Origin of the sequence: Qipengyuania flava, assembly GCF_011762005.1 — a bacterium.
In the GTDB taxonomy this organism is placed as follows: Bacteria; Pseudomonadota; Alphaproteobacteria; order Sphingomonadales; family Sphingomonadaceae; genus Qipengyuania; species Qipengyuania flava.
In genome coordinates this window covers 525,130-539,498 of sequence record NZ_JAASQU010000002.1, presented here as the reverse complement: position 1 = coordinate 539,498, position 14,369 = coordinate 525,130, and the positions used below count along the sequence as shown (strand labels likewise).

The 14,369-nt window shown below is 65.3% G+C and carries 17 protein-coding genes and 1 tRNA gene; 3 read left to right on the top strand and 15 right to left on the bottom strand.

Features of this window, described 5'->3' with window-relative positions:
• Window positions 1–45 precede the first annotated feature (45 nt).
• Window positions 46–336, bottom strand: coding sequence for a 50S ribosomal protein L28 (gene rpmB, locus FHS69_RS09235; protein ID WP_067465412.1), 291 nt, complete (start codon window positions 334–336; stop codon window positions 46–48).
• A gap of 156 nt (window positions 337–492) precedes the next feature.
• Here rpmB and FHS69_RS09230 point away from each other — a divergent pair, with 156 nt between their 5' ends.
• Window positions 493–948, top strand: coding sequence for a nucleoside deaminase (locus FHS69_RS09230; RefSeq protein ID WP_166777450.1), 456 nt, complete (start codon window positions 493–495; stop codon window positions 946–948).
• A 17-nt stretch (window positions 949–965) separates the two neighbouring features.
• Here FHS69_RS09230 and FHS69_RS09225 read toward each other — a convergent pair whose 3' ends face one another.
• The 5 genes from FHS69_RS09225 to FHS69_RS09205 form a co-directional block, all read right to left on the bottom strand.
• The gene (locus FHS69_RS09225) at window positions 966–1,676 is read right to left on the bottom strand and encodes a ribonuclease T2 family protein (protein WP_166777449.1); all 711 of its coding nucleotides are present in this window, start codon (window positions 1,674–1,676) and stop codon (window positions 966–968) included.
• Complete coding sequence (locus FHS69_RS09220; RefSeq protein ID WP_067501082.1) at window positions 1,663–2,085, bottom strand: hypothetical protein; 423 nt, start codon at window positions 2,083–2,085, stop codon at window positions 1,663–1,665. Before FHS69_RS09220 ends, FHS69_RS09225 begins: the two co-directional genes overlap by 14 nt.
• Before the next feature lie 38 nt (window positions 2,086–2,123).
• Entirely contained in the window at window positions 2,124–2,987 is an 864-nt protein-coding gene (gene nadC / locus FHS69_RS09215) for a carboxylating nicotinate-nucleotide diphosphorylase (protein ID WP_067465424.1), read from the bottom strand.
• 101 nt (window positions 2,988–3,088) lie between these two features.
• The gene (locus FHS69_RS09210) at window positions 3,089–3,886 is read right to left on the bottom strand and encodes a LytR/AlgR family response regulator transcription factor (protein WP_067465427.1); all 798 of its coding nucleotides are present in this window, start codon (window positions 3,884–3,886) and stop codon (window positions 3,089–3,091) included.
• Window positions 3,883–5,112, bottom strand: a complete 1,230-nt coding sequence (locus tag FHS69_RS09205; protein ID WP_130585736.1) for a sensor histidine kinase — start codon at window positions 5,110–5,112, stop codon at window positions 3,883–3,885. The genes FHS69_RS09210 and FHS69_RS09205 overlap by 4 nt, the downstream gene beginning before the upstream one ends.
• Before the next feature lie 82 nt (window positions 5,113–5,194).
• Between FHS69_RS09205 and FHS69_RS09200 the strand changes: the two genes are divergently transcribed.
• Window positions 5,195–5,806 (top strand): HD domain-containing protein, encoded by a 612-nt coding sequence (locus tag FHS69_RS09200; protein WP_166777448.1) that lies wholly within the window; start codon window positions 5,195–5,197, stop codon window positions 5,804–5,806.
• A 3-nt stretch (window positions 5,807–5,809) separates the two neighbouring features.
• On the opposite strand, the gene FHS69_RS09195 is transcribed toward FHS69_RS09200, so the two are convergent.
• The 9 genes from FHS69_RS09195 to FHS69_RS09155 all read right to left on the bottom strand — a co-directional run bounded on the left by FHS69_RS09195 (window position 5,810) and on the right by FHS69_RS09155 (window position 14,153).
• On the bottom strand, window positions 5,810–6,490 hold the full coding sequence (locus FHS69_RS09195; RefSeq protein ID WP_067465436.1) for a DsbA family protein: 681 nt from the start codon (window positions 6,488–6,490) through the stop codon (window positions 5,810–5,812).
• A gap of 16 nt (window positions 6,491–6,506) precedes the next feature.
• Window positions 6,507–7,886 (bottom strand): M48 family metalloprotease, encoded by a 1,380-nt coding sequence (locus FHS69_RS09190; protein WP_166777447.1) that lies wholly within the window; start codon window positions 7,884–7,886, stop codon window positions 6,507–6,509.
• Window positions 7,887–7,896: 10 nt separating this feature from the next.
• The gene (locus FHS69_RS09185; protein WP_166777446.1) at window positions 7,897–8,805 is read right to left on the bottom strand and encodes an alpha/beta hydrolase; all 909 of its coding nucleotides are present in this window, start codon (window positions 8,803–8,805) and stop codon (window positions 7,897–7,899) included.
• Between the two features lie 8 nt (window positions 8,806–8,813).
• Window positions 8,814–9,920, bottom strand: coding sequence for a phosphatase domain-containing protein (locus FHS69_RS09180; RefSeq protein ID WP_166777445.1), 1,107 nt, complete (start codon window positions 9,918–9,920; stop codon window positions 8,814–8,816).
• 56 nt (window positions 9,921–9,976) lie between these two features.
• On the bottom strand, window positions 9,977–11,887 hold the full coding sequence (locus tag FHS69_RS13955) for a PAS domain-containing protein (RefSeq protein ID WP_166777444.1): 1,911 nt from the start codon (window positions 11,885–11,887) through the stop codon (window positions 9,977–9,979).
• A gap of 103 nt (window positions 11,888–11,990) precedes the next feature.
• Window positions 11,991–12,446, bottom strand: a complete 456-nt coding sequence (locus FHS69_RS09170) for a DUF2141 domain-containing protein (protein ID WP_166777443.1) — start codon at window positions 12,444–12,446, stop codon at window positions 11,991–11,993.
• On the bottom strand, window positions 12,443–13,135 hold the full coding sequence (locus FHS69_RS09165; RefSeq protein WP_166777646.1) for a sterol desaturase family protein: 693 nt from the start codon (window positions 13,133–13,135) through the stop codon (window positions 12,443–12,445). The genes FHS69_RS09170 and FHS69_RS09165 overlap by 4 nt, the downstream gene beginning before the upstream one ends.
• 73 nt (window positions 13,136–13,208) lie before the next feature.
• Window positions 13,209–13,685 (bottom strand): MmcB family DNA repair protein, encoded by a 477-nt coding sequence (locus FHS69_RS09160; protein ID WP_166777442.1) that lies wholly within the window; start codon window positions 13,683–13,685, stop codon window positions 13,209–13,211.
• A gap of 69 nt (window positions 13,686–13,754) precedes the next feature.
• Window positions 13,755–14,153: a hypothetical protein gene (locus tag FHS69_RS09155; RefSeq protein ID WP_166777441.1), complete on the bottom strand. Its 399-nt coding sequence runs from the start codon at window positions 14,151–14,153 to the stop codon at window positions 13,755–13,757.
• Window positions 14,154–14,286: 133 nt separating this feature from the next.
• On the opposite strand from FHS69_RS09155, the gene FHS69_RS09150 reads away from it, so the two are divergent.
• Window positions 14,287–14,363: transfer RNA gene (locus FHS69_RS09150), tRNA-Arg, on the top strand.
• The last annotated feature ends 6 nt before the right edge of the window (window positions 14,364–14,369 follow it).

Genomic DNA, 14,369 nt, shown 5'->3' with positions numbered 1-14,369 from the left:
CCCTTCGAAACCGCAGGTGCCGTGGCGCCGCAGCGCCAGCACGTCTTATGCGGCTGCGGCGTTCGCCTTCTTCAGCTCGCGCTTCACCTTGAGCGCGTTGGCCGACAGCTTGTCGTCGCTGGTCTTGAGCAGCCAGTTGTCGAGGCCGCCATTGTGCTCGACCGAGCGCAGGCCATGCGTCGACACGCGGAACTTGAAGCTGCGATCGAGCTTTTCGCTCAGCAGCGTGACGTTCTGCAGGTTCGGCAGGAAGACCCGCTTGGTCTTGTTGTTGGCGTGGCTCACATTGTGGCCGACCTGGCGACCCTTGCCGGTGAGTTCGCAAATGCGCGACATGATACGTCTCTCGTTCGAATGGCTGGGCGAGTTCCCTTGGCCGCCGGTGCGGGTCGGGGGCTCGTGTTATCCCGGAAAGCGGCGCGCATAGCGGCGGGCTTGCGAATCGTCAAGCACGTTGCACCCGCGCCTCCCGGGGGCTAGCGCCGTGCGGATATGGCCAGTTGGACCCTTCCGCAACCCATGGATCGCGCCCTTGCGCTTGCCGCGCAGGCGGCGGCGCTGGGCGAAGTGCCCGTGGGCGCGGTGGTCACGCGTGGGAGCGAGGTAATCGCCGAAGCGCACAATGGCCCGCGCGAGCATCACGATCCGACCGCGCATGCGGAGATCCTTGCGATTCGGCGCGCCGCCGAAACCCTGGGCGACGAACGGCTGACCGATTGCGAATTGTGGGTCACGCTCGAACCCTGCGCCATGTGCGCGGGGGCGATTGTCCATGCACGGATCGGCAAGCTCTATTACGCTGCGAGCGATCCCAAGGGCGGCGCAGTCGAGCATGGCGCGCGCGTCTTCGAGCAGCCGCAGTGCCTGCACCGGCCCGAGGTCTATTCGGGCATGGGTGAGGGCAGGGCCGCGGAACTGTTGCAGGCGTTCTTCAGGGCGCGGCGCTGAGCTCTCCAGAAGCCGACCTAAAGCCCTCGCCAGATCTTCGCCGGCACGCTGTCGCGTGCGCCGTGGCGCGTCCGGTCGCAGGCGGTGGGCATGAAGCGCCTGTCGTAGCACAGGCGCAATTCCTGCAGCCAGCCACGCGCATTGAGCTTGACCCCTACCGCTTCGCGCGACCACCCGGGATTCGCATCGACGAAACGCGTGCGGATCGTTCCCGCGGTCAGTCGATCCTCGCGGCTGACGCGGTCGTAATCGGGAATGCGTAGCCCTTCCCACAGGATCCGCATTACCTTGAAATAGGTCGCGGGCTTGCGAGCCATGCAGGCGCCATGCTTCGCCCATTGCCGTGCCAGCAGCGCGGCCGAGGGGGACAGGCACATATTGGCCGCCAGTTCGCGCGGTTGGGGCTGGCGGCGGGTGGGGCACCATTGCGACCAGCTGCGCGCGCTGTCTGGCCACAGTCCGTGAACGACCAGCCCGAACATGCCTGCGCGCCCATCGCACTGCCGGGCATGTCGCGGCTGATCCTTGCGCGGCTTGCAGAACTCGGGGCTCCAGCTCAGCGCCAGTGTATAACCCGAAACGGGCAGCACCCGCGGCCGCGCGTCCGGGCGGATCTGCGGGACCTGGACGCTGCGTGGGATGCTGCATTGGTAATGCTGCGCTGCCAGCGGTGTCGCGGACAGCAGGGCGGCAAGCGCCAGCGGAATCGTGGGACTAAGGCGTCCCATCCACCACATCCTCGCTCGCCAACCATGCGCGCGCGTCGGCGCGGAACAGCAGGACGATGGCGACCAGTTGCAGCAGCGTGACCAGCAATGTCATGAGCGTGTCGGCCGCGGTGATGCGCGCGATGTCGATCTCGAGGAACAGCAATCCGGCCACTGTGAGCAGCACCAGCAGCCATTTGGCGAACGCACTCGCGCGGCGTGCGATGAAATACCACAGCACCAGCGGAAGGAGCAGGCTGATTGCAGAGATCGCGATCACTGCGCCGCGCCCCCACCCCAGACCGGCCAGTGCGGGATCGGCTTCGACCTGCGCGACCAGCGTGTCGAAACTCGTCACCATGGCGATCGATGCGATGAGGAGGCTGAGCAGGAACAGGCGCTCGAACCAGACGATGGACGGTGGACGCACGGCAAATCCTCCCCTTGCGCAAGGAGACTGCCCATATTCTAGAGGGGGGTAAAGTCCAGACCGATATCGGCTGCCGGTGCGCTCTGCGTAAGCCGGCCGACCGAAACGAAATCGACCCCGGTCGCGGCCTTGGCACGAATCGTATCGAGGTTGATCCCCCCGCTGGCCTCGGTGGGTACCCGCCCGGCGACGAGGTTAACGGCCTCGCGCAGCATGTCGGGCTCCATATTGTCGAGCAGCAGCCGGGTGGCCCCCGCGGCGAGCGCGGGTTCGATCTGGTCGATCCGGTCGACTTCGCAAATGATGTCGCTGACCCCGGCCGCCACCGCGCGCCGGACCGCTTCGCCGACCGACCCGGCCACCAGCACGTGGTTGTCCTTGATCATCGCCGCATCCCACAGCCCCATGCGATGGTTCGACCCGCCGCCCATGCGGACCGCGTATTTCTCGAGCTGGCGCAATCCGGGTATCGTCTTGCGCGTGTCGAGCAGCGTGCAATCGGGATTGTCCATCGCGCGCACGTATTCGGCCACCATCGTCGCGATGCCGGAGAGATGCTGGACGGTGTTCAGGGCGCTGCGTTCGGCGGTCAGCATGGCGCGGGCATTGCCCTCGAGCCGCATCAGATCGGTCCCTGCAGCGACGCTTTCGCCGTCTGCGACCAGAAGCTCTATACTCATCTCCGGATCCAGCGCGCGAAAGAAGGCTTCGGCCACGCCGAGACCGGCAACCTCTATCGTATCGCGCGTATCCATGACCCCCGCAAAGCGGGCCCCGACCGGGATCACGCTTTCGCTGGTAACATCGCGTCCGCCGCCGGGCAGCCCTTCGCCGAGGTCTTCCGCCAGCGTATCGCGGACGAAAGTGTCGAGATCGAAGCCGGGAAGGGTGAATGCGCTCACGCGGAATCCTCAGTCATTGCGAGCGACCGGAGGTCGCGCGGCAATCCAGCGCGGTGTGGATTGCTTCGTCGCTGCGCTCCTCGCAATGACTGCCAGGAGCGTCAATGCACGAAGCGCGCGACCACGTCGCGATAGCTGCGAGACACCTTCACCTCTGCGCCCGAATCGAGCACGAGGAAGCACTCGCCATTGGTATGCGGCTTGACTTGCCGGACCTGGTCGAGATTGACGATGGTCGAGCGATGGACACGCTGGAACTTGCGTGGGTCGAGCCGGCGTTCGAGATCCTTCATCGTCTCGCGCAGGATCAGCGAGTTGTCGCCGGTATAGATGCACATGTAGTCGCCCGCGGCCTCGATATGCTCGATCGTGTCGACCTCGACGCGGAAGATCTGTCCCCGGTCCTTCACATTGATGAGCTTCTCGAACCGGCTGGCGGCCTCGGGATCCTCGCCCGCGAGGTTCTCGGCGGCTTCGGGAGCGACTTCGGACAACACGCTCTTGAGCTTTTCCGCCTCTTCAGTGGATTTCTTCTCCGCGAGCCGCTGCCGCACGCGCTCGATCGTATCGGCAAGCTTGTCCTCGTCGACGGGCTTCATCAGGTAGTTCACCGCATTGGCTTCGAAGGCGCGGATCGCATGTTCCTGGAAGGCGGTGACGAAGACGAACAGCGGCGGATCGATTTCCATCACCCCCTGGACGACCGAAAAGCCGTCGAAACCGGGCATCTGGATGTCGAGGAACACCAGGTCGGGCTTCTGCGTCTTGATCGCGCGGATCGCTTCGCGCCCGTTCTGGCATGTGTCGATGATCTCGACGTCCTCGAATGGTTCGAGGCGGAGCTGGAGGCCCTGGATGGCGAGTTTCTCGTCGTCGACGAGGATGGTCCGGATTGTCATGTCGTCTGGTGTGCTTTCGGGGGGAGGGTTGAGGTGACAACGGCGGAGGGGGCCGAGGGTTTCTTGGGCGGCGCGGCCTGAGCGGGTTCGGCTGTCGCTTCGCTTAACGCGACGCTCTCTTCGGTTTCGAAGGGGAGTTCGATCAATACCGAGAACCCACCGCTCTCGGGCGAACGGATCTCGAAGCGGTGTTCCTCACCGTAGGCCTGCGCCAGCCGGTCGCGAATATTGGCCAGGCCGACGCCGGTCGAATCGCGCCGCGCATGCGTCGGCCGCACCGCCGGCAGCCCGGCTTCGATATTGTTCATCGTCATGCCCGGCCCGGTATCGGAGACGGTCACGCGCAGGCGCGGCCCGACGACTTGGGCGACGATCGCGATCTCGGCCCCTTCTTCCTGCGGGCTGACGCCGTATTTGATCGCATTCTCGACCAGCGGCTGCAGCAGCATGGCGGGAAGCTGCGCCTTTGCGGCATCGGGCTCGACCCGGAAATCCGAGCGCAGCCGCTCCTCGAAGCGCATCTGCTCGATGCCGAGATAGAGCTGCAGCGTCTCCATTTCCTGCGCCACGGTCACCTTGCCGCCGGGCTGGGTGACCAGCGTATGCCGCAGGAAGCTCGACAAGCGAGTTAGCATCGCATTGGCCGTCTCGCTTTGCTTGAGCAGCACCAGCGTGCTGATCGAATTGAGCGTGTTGAACAGGAAATGCGGGTTGAGCTGGTAACGCAGCATTGCAAGTTGCGCGCTGGTCGCTTGCGCTTCGAGCCGTTCGAGCCGATCCGCCTGTTCTTCCACCTGGAGGAAGAAATTAATCGCGTAATAGAGCGCCGACCACGCGCCGAGCAGCACGAGGTCGATGAAGTAGATGCCGACGAACAGGCTGGCGAAATTGCCATCGGTCGCTGCGCCCGCGACTTGCAGCACCCAGCTGTCGATGAAGGCATAGACGCCGGTCGCCAGCGCCAGCACCAGCGCCGTCGAGCCCCAGGTGACCAGTGGCCGCTGGCGGATTACCTGGCCGTAGATCACCGCGAGGATGAGGCTGAGCGAGAAGCCGGTGATGGTGGCGATGAGGATGATCACCAGCCGGTCGGGCGATTGCCCATTGGCCAGCGCTGACATGGCACGAAGCAGCGTCGCCCCGCCCCAGCCTGCCAGCTGGAGGTTCCAGAACGCCTGGTTCTTATTGGCGAAGAACGGCGTGGGACGGATCGGCAGAACGGCCATAGGCCATGCTCTCTAGCGCAATTGCGACGAACTGCGCCAGCCGCTACGCTGATCCTGACAGCCGAAGCGAGGGAGAGACGCGATGGGCGTGCAGGAGACTATCCACGAAACCGGGGCAGAGCGCGCCCGGTTCCGCGAGATGAAGCAGGGTACCGCAGAAGACTGGGCGATCATCGGCGGCGAATATCGCGCGTTCGCCAAGGGTCTGCCCGACCGCGTGCTTGACCATCTCCGCCTGCTCGACGGGGATTTCGGCGGCTTTCCGGTCGATCGTCTCGAACACTCGCTGCAAACCGCAACGCGCGCGCATCGCGACGGGCGCGACGAGCAATATGTGGTGATGGCGCTGCTGCACGACATTGGCGACACGCTGGGCAGCTACAACCACCCCGAGGTGGCTGCCTCGATCATCAAGCCCTTCGTCAGCGAGGAAGTGCACTGGATCTGCCAGAACCACGGCGCCTTCCAGGGCTATTACTATTTCCACTTCCTCGGCATGGATCAGAACGCGCGCGACAAGTTCGCCGACCATCCGCATTTCGAGGCCTGCCGCGAATTCTGCGAGAAATACGACCAGTCGGCCTTCGATCCCGATTATGTCAGCGAGCCGCTCGAGTTCTTCGAACCGATGGTGCGCCGCGTCATGGCGCGACCACTCGCCTCGGCCTATGCCAAGGCGCTCGAGCAGGAATAGGGCCTAGCCCGCGATCGCTTCGGCGAGCCGTTCGACCGGGACGAGGCCCTGGATGATCTCGTCGCCGGCCACCCAGCTCGGCGTACCGGTGAACTGGAGGCTGCGTGCGAGCGCCATATTGCGCGCCAGCTCGCCGGTGGCCTCGTCGGAGGCGGCGTAGGTGCGCGCAGCGTCGACATCGAGCTCGGCGATTTGAGCCGCGCGCGTGATATTGGCATCGCTTGGCGTCCCGAGCTCGAACATCGCGTGGTAGAAAGCGGGATACTTGCCCTGCTTGGCGGCGGCCAGCGCCATGCGTGCGGCCTGCTCGCTTCCGTCGAAGATCGGCCATTCGCGCACCACAACCCTGAGCTCGGGATCCTCTGCGATGAGCTGATCGATCGCCGCGATCGACTGGCGACAATAGGTGCAGCCGTAATCGGTGAACTTGACGAGCACGCGGCTGCCTTCGGGATTGCCGAGCACGGCCCCGGGGAAGGCCTCGGTCACCTCGTCGGCAACGCGCGCCAGGCGGCCTTCGCTCTCACTGCGCTGATAGGCCTCGCTCATCTCCGATAGGATCTGCGGATTGGCGACCAGATATTCGCGCGTCTGGCCGTGTCCGAGGCCGGACAGCGACCACAGCCCGGCGCCGACGAAGCCGAAGGCCAGCGCGATCAGCGCGGTCAGCAGGTGTTGTCTCATGGGATCCTTCGGTCAGCTAGCCGGGCGCGCAATTGCGTCCGCGTTCCATTTCGCACTGCCGTTCGAGCAATGCACGCGCCTGCATGCCGATGTCTTGCGCGCGAATCCAGTCTGGCGTGCCCCTCTCCAGTCCGTGCTCGGCCGCCTGCGCGCTGCGCAGGGCGAGCCCGTACTGCCCGCTCATCACCTGCTGTTCTGCTGAAGCCAGCCGCGCCCGCGGGGTATCGCCGCGCGCGGCATAGACCACGCCGAGCTGGTACCAGGCGAACGGGTTGCGCCGGTCGCGCCCGACCGCGGCGCGCAGCACGCGTTCGGCCTCCGCGAAATTGGCGTCGTCCTCGGTGGCGATCAGCGCATGGCCGAAGAGGCTGGCGATAAGCGGTTCGGCGTTGGTCAGCGCGGTAGCGCGACGCAACGGCTCGAGCGCTTCGAGCGGGCGGCCCGACTCCAGCAGCACCTGTCCCTTGAGTTCGAGGAAATAGGGATCGTCGGGATCCTTCGCGAGCAATTGGTCGGCGGCATCGAGCGCGCGATCGACTCGCGCGTTCTGGTGATAGGCATAGGCGCGCGCATAGAGCGCGGGTACGGTGCGGTCGCTTTCCGGATAGTCGCGCAGCGTGGCTGAAGGCTTGGCGATATAGCCCACCAGCTTGGCCTTCACGCGCTCGAAATTGGCTTGATTGCGGGCATTGGCCGGGCGGTCCCAGGCGGGGTCCTTCTCATAGACCTCGCGTAGCGCGGAGATGCGATCGCCCGACAGCGGGTGGGTGCGATAGAAGCCGGCCTCGTCGCTCTGGCTGTAACCATAGCGATATTCCTGATTGAGCAGCTTGCCGAAGAAGGCCAGCGAACCGCGCCCGGAAATGCCTGCCTTGGACAAGTATTCGGCACCCGCGAAATCGGCGGAGGATTCCTGCGTGCGGCTGAAGGCGAGGAACTTGCCCATGGCGGCCTGCTGCCCGGCGGCCATGATGCCCATCGCGGCTTCGCCCGCGCCGGCGAGCGCGGCCCCGATCCCCGCAATCAGCGAGAGCAGCGAAATGCGCGAAGCGCTTGCCATCCCTTCGCCGTAGCGCAGGATATGCCCGCCGGTGATGTGCCCCAGCTCGTGCGCGATCACACCCTGCACTTCCTCGGCCGTGTCGGCGGCGTCGATCAGTCCCGAATGGATATAGACGATCTGCCCACCCGCCACGAAGGCGTTGATGGACGGATCATTGATCAGCACGATGTCGACATTCTCGGGCTCGAGCCCGGCGGCCTCGACCAGCGGGGCCGATATTTCGTCGAGGAAGGCCTCGGTCTCGGCATCGCGCAGGATCGACTGCGCAGCGACCGGCTGGGCCGCGAGCATGGCCGCTGCGAGGATTGCGAACAGGCGGGCAAGATAGCGCATCGCGGGGAGCTTAGTCGGTTGCCTGCTGAACCGGAACTGAAACCGTGGTCACCCTGCGTGCGAAGGCGATCATGGCATCATCCACCTCGCGCGACCGGCGCCACGGGCTGGCCAGAGAGATCAGCGGCGCATTGTGATCGAAGCCGGGATAGAATTTCGTTTCCACCGGCGCCCCGGCATCGCCCAAAGCTGCCGCCAGGGCGCGCGAATTGCGCGGTTTCACCAGCGCGTCGTCCTCGCCGTGAACCAGCAGCATCGGCGGCGCGTCGGCGCGGGCGTGGTTGATCGGCTGGCTTTCGGCGCCCGCCCCGACCGAACCGAAGGCCGCTTCGCTGGACGGCTTGTCGAACGGGTAGAAATCGTACGGGCCCGACAGGCCGATCACTCCGGCAGGTTGCAAGCCGCTTGCTGCCAGCCAGCGTTCCTCCAGCGCGACCTGGACCACGTCGTAAGCCCCGGCCGAATGGCCCGCGAGCACGATCCGCGCCGAATCACCACCGAATTGGGGGGCCAACCGGGCGGATTCGACGATCGCCGCTGCCGTATCCTCGAGCATGGCGGGGTAGCGGCCATCTTCGCCCAGCCGGTATCCGGCCAGCACCACGACGAAGCCTGCGGGCGCAAAGGCGCGCGCGATGAAATTGTAATCGTCGGGATCGCCCCAGCTCCAACTGCCGCCATGGACGAACAACAGGACGGGCAACGGCTGCGAATCGTCGTAACCATCCGGACGGTAGATGCGCAATTTCTGGGCAGGGTGCGTGCCGTACCGGGCTTTTGCGACCAATTCGACCCCACGCGTGCCGCCGGTCACGCGGTCCAGTGCGTCGAGAACCGCAGGGCCGTTGTTGCGCACCGCCAGCCACAATCCGCCCCCGGCCACCAGCACCAGCGCCAGCAGAACGATTGCTGCTTTCATCGCGAACCTCATTTCGCCTTCACCGGATCGCTTGCCTCGACCGAGTCGACGATTGCCTTGGCCTCTTCATCGGCGAGCAGGCCGATCGAGGAGAGAAAGCGGTGTCCCGTGTCGTAGCTGTTGCTCAGCCACAAGGGCACACCCGCTGCTTGCAGCCTCGTTTTGGCGTCGATCTCCTCGGCGCTCATCGCCTCGCCCACCTTGCGAATGAAGATCGCACGCACCCGGCCCGGATTGTCGAGCGCGATCGCGGCGAAGGCGGTCAGATCGCCCTGGCTGTCGTCGCCGATAAGCGCGAACTTCATTTCCGGATAGGTCGCCAGGATACCTTCGATTGCGGTGCGCTTGTGCGCGCCGTGGCTGGCTGAACCGAAGGTCGCGCGATTGAGCCCCCAATCGCGCAATGCGATCGGGCCCAGCGGCAAGCCGCGCCCGCGGATATAGGTCACCAGATAGCTGAACAGGTTCCACGGGCTGGACGAGACATAGAAAAACGGGCGATGCGTTGCGGGCTGGCGGTCGCCCGCATGGCCCGCGCCCTTAGCCAGCACTTCGCCGCCGCCGAGCGCGTTGTAGAACACGTCCGCCCCCGGGACGAGAATGCGTTCCTCGGGCATCTGCATCAGCACGCGCCGCCAATTGCGCATGACCTTGCGGAAGTCGCCGGTGATACCCGTTTCGACGATCGTATCGTCGATATCGGAAATGACGCCGAGCCCAGTATCGGTGCCGGGCGCGAGGACATGAGCATCGAGGCACTGGTTTTCGTCGCCCACCTGCCAGTGGAACACGACCGTCTCCCAGGCGGGATGCGCGTCATAGTCCCAGTCCGGGTCCAGCCGGATGTCGAAATGGACGAAGCCTTCCTTGTCGGTCAGCCCCTGATGGCGGCGGGATTCGCTCCCGGTGCGCGCAATCTCGAGTTCGACCGGGAACTCGGCAACTTCGTGACTGGCGAATTGCGAAATCATCGTCTTGGCCGCGCGCCAGCGCCCCCGTTTCTCGAACTTGCGCACGCGCGACCGCAGCGCGCGCGCCGTGATCTGCAGCCGATCGCGATTGCGATAGCCGAAATAGGGCTGAATCCGGACGGGCGCGGTAGGCAGGAACGGCATTGCCGCTGCGCTAGCGCTTGCAGCGCGGACGCGACAAGCCTTTTGTCGGTCGGGCCCTAGTCGAGCAGCTTGCGCGCGGCGCGTTCGACCAGCGGCACGTCGTCGGGCACTTCACCGATGATCTCGATCGCGCCTGCGGGTGTCCGACGCACCATGACCAGCGCGAATTCGGCGCCGTCGGCCTCTTCCAGATCGGCCAGCTCGAGCGGTTCGATCGCGCGCAGTTTGTCGGCCAGCGCGGGACGCACCGCCTTGCGCCCGTCCGACGGCTTGCCTTGCTCTTGCTTGCGCAGCCGGCGTTCTTTGGCGACCACGCCCTTCAATCCGCCATCGGCTTCGCGCAGGAAGGTGGCGAGCGTGCCGGGCGCGACGCTGCGGCGATGCGCATGCATCAGTACGGCGGCATATTCGGTAAGCCGCGTCTTGTCGTAATCGGCGCCGAAGACGAGCTTGACCACCGGCGTCATCGGCGCCCGGTCCTGCTGGGTCAGCCCGTTGTCGGCCAGCAGGGCGTCGAATTCCGCGCGGCTGTGCTGTGCCGCAAGGCTGAAGTCGTAGGCGCGGCCGACCGCCTCGTAGAGCGTCTTGCGGCTGCGATCCTCGGTGTTTTGCGCAGCCTGCGCCATTTCGCGCGCTGCAGCGAGGTGATCGTAGAGCCCTTCTTCACTCGGTTCGGCGGTGCCCGCAGGTTCGGTGGCAGCGGTTTCGATCGATACAGCGTGATTATCGTGGGGCAGTTCCCGATCGGTGAAGACGGCAAACTCGGTCGGTCCCGGCTCCTCTTGCTGAAGGCTCTCGGGTTCGACCGGCGGTTCGTAGGCCTGCGGCATGGGCGCTGCAGAGCCGTCGCCTGCAGCGAATGCAGCGGGTTGCGCGCCTTCGCTTTCGCCCAGCGTCAGGTCGACACTCTTTTTCGTTCGATCCCCGCGATTGACCAGCGCGACGAGGCTGCTCGTCGCGTCTTCATCGCCGAGGGGGTCGACCACCGCTTCGACATCGTCGTCCTCTTCTTCGTCCTCGTCCCATTCGGGCAGGCCGTAATCGGCAGCGGTCTTGATTGTGTTGTCGTAGTCGTCGGGCTCGTCCCAGTCGGCTTCCGACGCGGCGTGGGCGCCCACCGGGTTGCCCAATGCATCGAGCCGTCCCGATCCGCCGGTCGCCGCGGGCAGGTCGACTGCGTCATCGTCGGCTACGTCGGCCATCGATCCGAACGTCGGACGCGGCAGTGGGCCTGAGGCCTCTGCGACGATCGCGTCGGCGGAGGCGAGTTCGAGCACCGAGTCGTCATCGTGACCGGTTTCGGAGAAAGCCGTCCCGGTCAACGCTTCGGGGCCCATGACCGGTTCGCGAGCGGGATCGGCCTCGTTCGCGGCCAGTGCCTGGTCGATCTCTAGCAGCAGTTCGTCGGCAGTCTGCTGGTCGGCGATCTCTTTCCAGTTGATCACGCCATAAATGTAATCGATCGTCCGGTCGTTGCTCGAATAGGGTAGCAGGATCCCGCGATAGAGCAGCGTCGCACCGCTTGCCCCGACGAACTCGGCCTCGAAACCGATGGGCGCCTGATTGGCCAAAATTTGCATGTAATGGTCGGTGATGCGACTCAGCACCGAACGGCCGGGGACATCGGCGAGCAGCGGGGGTACCATGCCGTCGAGATCGCATTCGGCGACCAGCTCGCTACCCACATAGCGCAATCTCGGGTTGGCGACGTCGCCGCTCAGGTCGAGCAGCACCGAATAGGGGCCGAAATCGGTCAGCATGTCGGGTTCGAGATGGTCGATGTCGGGGAATTCCCGGTCGCCAAGCAGGCTCGCCCAGTGATTATAGGCGCGCACCTGCATGCGGCGTTCGTCCTGGCCGACCGGGGATGGGGGCAGTTCGGCTGTGTCGTCGAAGTCCTCGACATCGTCGTCGAAGTCTTCGTGCGCATCGCGCGAGCCCCAGAAGCCGCCCAGCCTGTCTATCACTGCATCGTTCCCCGAAGGTTTTGGCACATTCGGGCATGCTATGCCGCGGGCAGGGTAAACATCGGGTAAAGCGCGTTAACCACGCACGACCGCGTCGGACGCGTCAGAGCATGTAGCGCATGCGGATCGTCAGCTGCCGGTCCTTCGCGCCGATGTCGACCGCCGCATCGCTGAATTTGGGCGGTCCCATGCGGACCTTGGCATCGCGCGAGAAGCCGAAGCCTTCGCGCGGCATCATGCCCAGCGCGCGATCGGCCTTCCCGTTGGCATTCTCGTCATGCAGCAGCGCGATCGCATAGCGTCCCGGGGGCACGTCATGGAAGGTGAAGGACAGGCTGCCTTCGCGCGCCTGCGCAGTCGTGCCGAACGCTCCCGCCACGCCGCGACAGCGCGGAAAGCTGTCGGCGTCGCTGGTCATGCAGGCGCGCACGATGCCCTTGGCGTTGCGCAATTCGGTCACGGTCACGGTTATCGTGGCGCCCGCCGGATCGGCTGCCGGCACGGCCGCACCGAGTGCACCCGCAAGAGGCAGCAGCAGGAGCGCGGCAGTTCGTTTCATGCGTTGGGGCTGAGGCCGCGGTCGGTTCCGCACAAGCGATCCCAGAAACGGAAATAGAGGCCGTAATTGCATCGATACTCTTCGTGATGACGCTGGTGGTGGCTGGCGGTTATCAGCCAGCTGCCTAACTTCGAATGAACCAGCACGCGGGGAAACATCTCCCAGCCCATGTGGTTGGTGACCCCCATTACGGTCATCACCAAGAGCACGAGGCCGAGCATCGCGACATGGATCGGGATGATGAATACCAGCGCTGGAATGACCACCGCACCGGTCAGCGCTTCCCAGGGGTGGAAGCTCATCGCCGCCCAGGCGGTTGGTGGGCGGCTGGCATGGTGCACCGCATGCATGCTCCGGAACCAGCGCGGCCGGTGCATGAGCCTGTGCGTCCAGTAGAACCAGGTGTCGTGCGCAAAGAGATAGAGCAGCGGTGCCAGCGGGAGATACCACAGCGGCCAAGTATCCCAAGCGGTGTAGATCCGCGTCCAGCCGTGCTGCTGCCATCCCCATGCGACGAGCCCTGCGGGGATGCCGTAGATCGCCGCCGAAGCGAGCGACCACCCAATCTCGCGGCGGATCTGCGGGCCGAGCCGGCTGTGGTAGCCCGGGCGGACGCGTTGGGTCAGCAAGGCGAATACGCCGCTGGCCGCAAGATAGCGCAATGCGACGATCGCGGTCATTGCGAGCATCGAGAGGAAGATTGCGAGCCAAGTCACCGAACCTTCCTATCCCGAGCAGCGCCCGGCGCAAACCGCCAATTCGTCAGTCGGGCGTGCCCCATGGCGCGCATTGTGGATCTGCCGCCACGATGGCGCGGCGAAGCGCGGTCCGCGCCAGCCGCTCGACCTCGACCTTGCGACGCGCGGCGGCGAGCGGATGCAGCGGCGCCGGACGCAGGATTTCACCGTCGTAGCCATCGGCCACGATCACGCCGCAGCAATCGGGCCGGAAGCCCTCGCCTTCGAGCGGGCTGCGGTCGAAGCCGGGAGGTACGCCCCAGAAGAAGCGATCGCAGAAATCGAGATAGTCGGGCCATTTGCCATCGCCCAGCAGATCGCCGCGCTGGACCTTGATCTCGACGATGATCACCCGACCCTTGGGGTCCACTCCCATCAGATCGGCGCGCCGACCGTTGCGGAGCGGCATTTCCGCCAGTGACCAGATGTCGTTGCGCGCGAACAGCCGCGCGATGCCGCGGGCGACCTCATTGGCCTTCTGGGTTGTGCAAACCGAATCCATGCCCCCGAACTGGAACAGAGCGGGAACGTGGTCAAGGTCTATCTCGTCGCGGGCGACCTCTAGCGGAGGCTATCCCTTATCTACGACGTCAACGATCGCATTGCGCGCGCAGTGGAATTCGCGCCACAGCGTGAGCGCTGCCGCAGTGGTATCCTGCCCCTTGGCAGTCAGTGCCAGCAGTGCGCGCAGACCCGGTTGCATGAATGCGGCGAGATCGTCGATTCCGCGCGCGGCGGCTTCGAAATGCCAGCCCCCGCGCTGGGCAGCGCGTTCGGGAAGGTCCGCGATATCCTCGCCCAGCGTTTCGCGGCCCAACTGGGCGAGACCACCCACTGCGCCAGCCGCCTCGTGCACCGCGGCCCATTGCTCCGACAGCACTGCGGCGTCGGGCGCCGCACGCGGTGCCCCGGGCATCGGTGGGAGCATGGTGGCCTGCGCCAGATCGAACTCGTTCGCCATCGCGTTCATGCTGGCGAGGGCTAATCGGCCATCCTTGAGAAAAGCCTAACGCGGTATTGCGGCGTACGAACCATGCCGCGCGTTTTATGACTGGCGAGCCCGTCGCGCCTTTGCTAAGCGGCGCGCTCGCTCGAAGCGACATGCACCCGTAGCTCAGCTGGATAGAGCGCTGCCCTCCGAAGGCAGAGGCCACAGGTTCGAATCCTGTCGGGTGCGCCATAACCG

Coding starts and splice junctions, on each gene's coding strand:
- rpmB (WP_067465412.1), bottom strand. CDS start 336: ATGTCGCGCATTTGCGAACTCACCGGCAAGGGTCGCCAGGTCGGCCAC.
- FHS69_RS09230 (WP_166777450.1), top strand. CDS start 493: ATGGCCAGTTGGACCCTTCCGCAACCCATGGATCGCGCCCTTGCGCTT.
- FHS69_RS09225 (WP_166777449.1), bottom strand. CDS start 1,676: ATGGGACGCCTTAGTCCCACGATTCCGCTGGCGCTTGCCGCCCTGCTG.
- FHS69_RS09210 (WP_067465427.1), bottom strand. CDS start 3,886: ATGACAATCCGGACCATCCTCGTCGACGACGAGAAACTCGCCATCCAG.
- FHS69_RS09205 (WP_130585736.1), bottom strand. CDS start 5,112: ATGGCCGTTCTGCCGATCCGTCCCACGCCGTTCTTCGCCAATAAGAAC.
- FHS69_RS09200 (WP_166777448.1), top strand. CDS start 5,195: ATGGGCGTGCAGGAGACTATCCACGAAACCGGGGCAGAGCGCGCCCGG.
- FHS69_RS09195 (WP_067465436.1), bottom strand. CDS start 6,490: ATGAGACAACACCTGCTGACCGCGCTGATCGCGCTGGCCTTCGGCTTC.
- FHS69_RS09190 (WP_166777447.1), bottom strand. CDS start 7,886: ATGCGCTATCTTGCCCGCCTGTTCGCAATCCTCGCAGCGGCCATGCTC.
- FHS69_RS09185 (WP_166777446.1), bottom strand. CDS start 8,805: ATGAAAGCAGCAATCGTTCTGCTGGCGCTGGTGCTGGTGGCCGGGGGC.
- FHS69_RS09180 (WP_166777445.1), bottom strand. CDS start 9,920: ATGCCGTTCCTGCCTACCGCGCCCGTCCGGATTCAGCCCTATTTCGGC.
- FHS69_RS09170 (WP_166777443.1), bottom strand. CDS start 12,446: ATGAAACGAACTGCCGCGCTCCTGCTGCTGCCTCTTGCGGGTGCACTC.
- FHS69_RS09165 (WP_166777646.1), bottom strand. CDS start 13,135: ATGCTCGCAATGACCGCGATCGTCGCATTGCGCTATCTTGCGGCCAGC.
- FHS69_RS09160 (WP_166777442.1), bottom strand. CDS start 13,685: ATGGATTCGGTTTGCACAACCCAGAAGGCCAATGAGGTCGCCCGCGGC.
- FHS69_RS09155 (WP_166777441.1), bottom strand. CDS start 14,153: ATGAACGCGATGGCGAACGAGTTCGATCTGGCGCAGGCCACCATGCTC.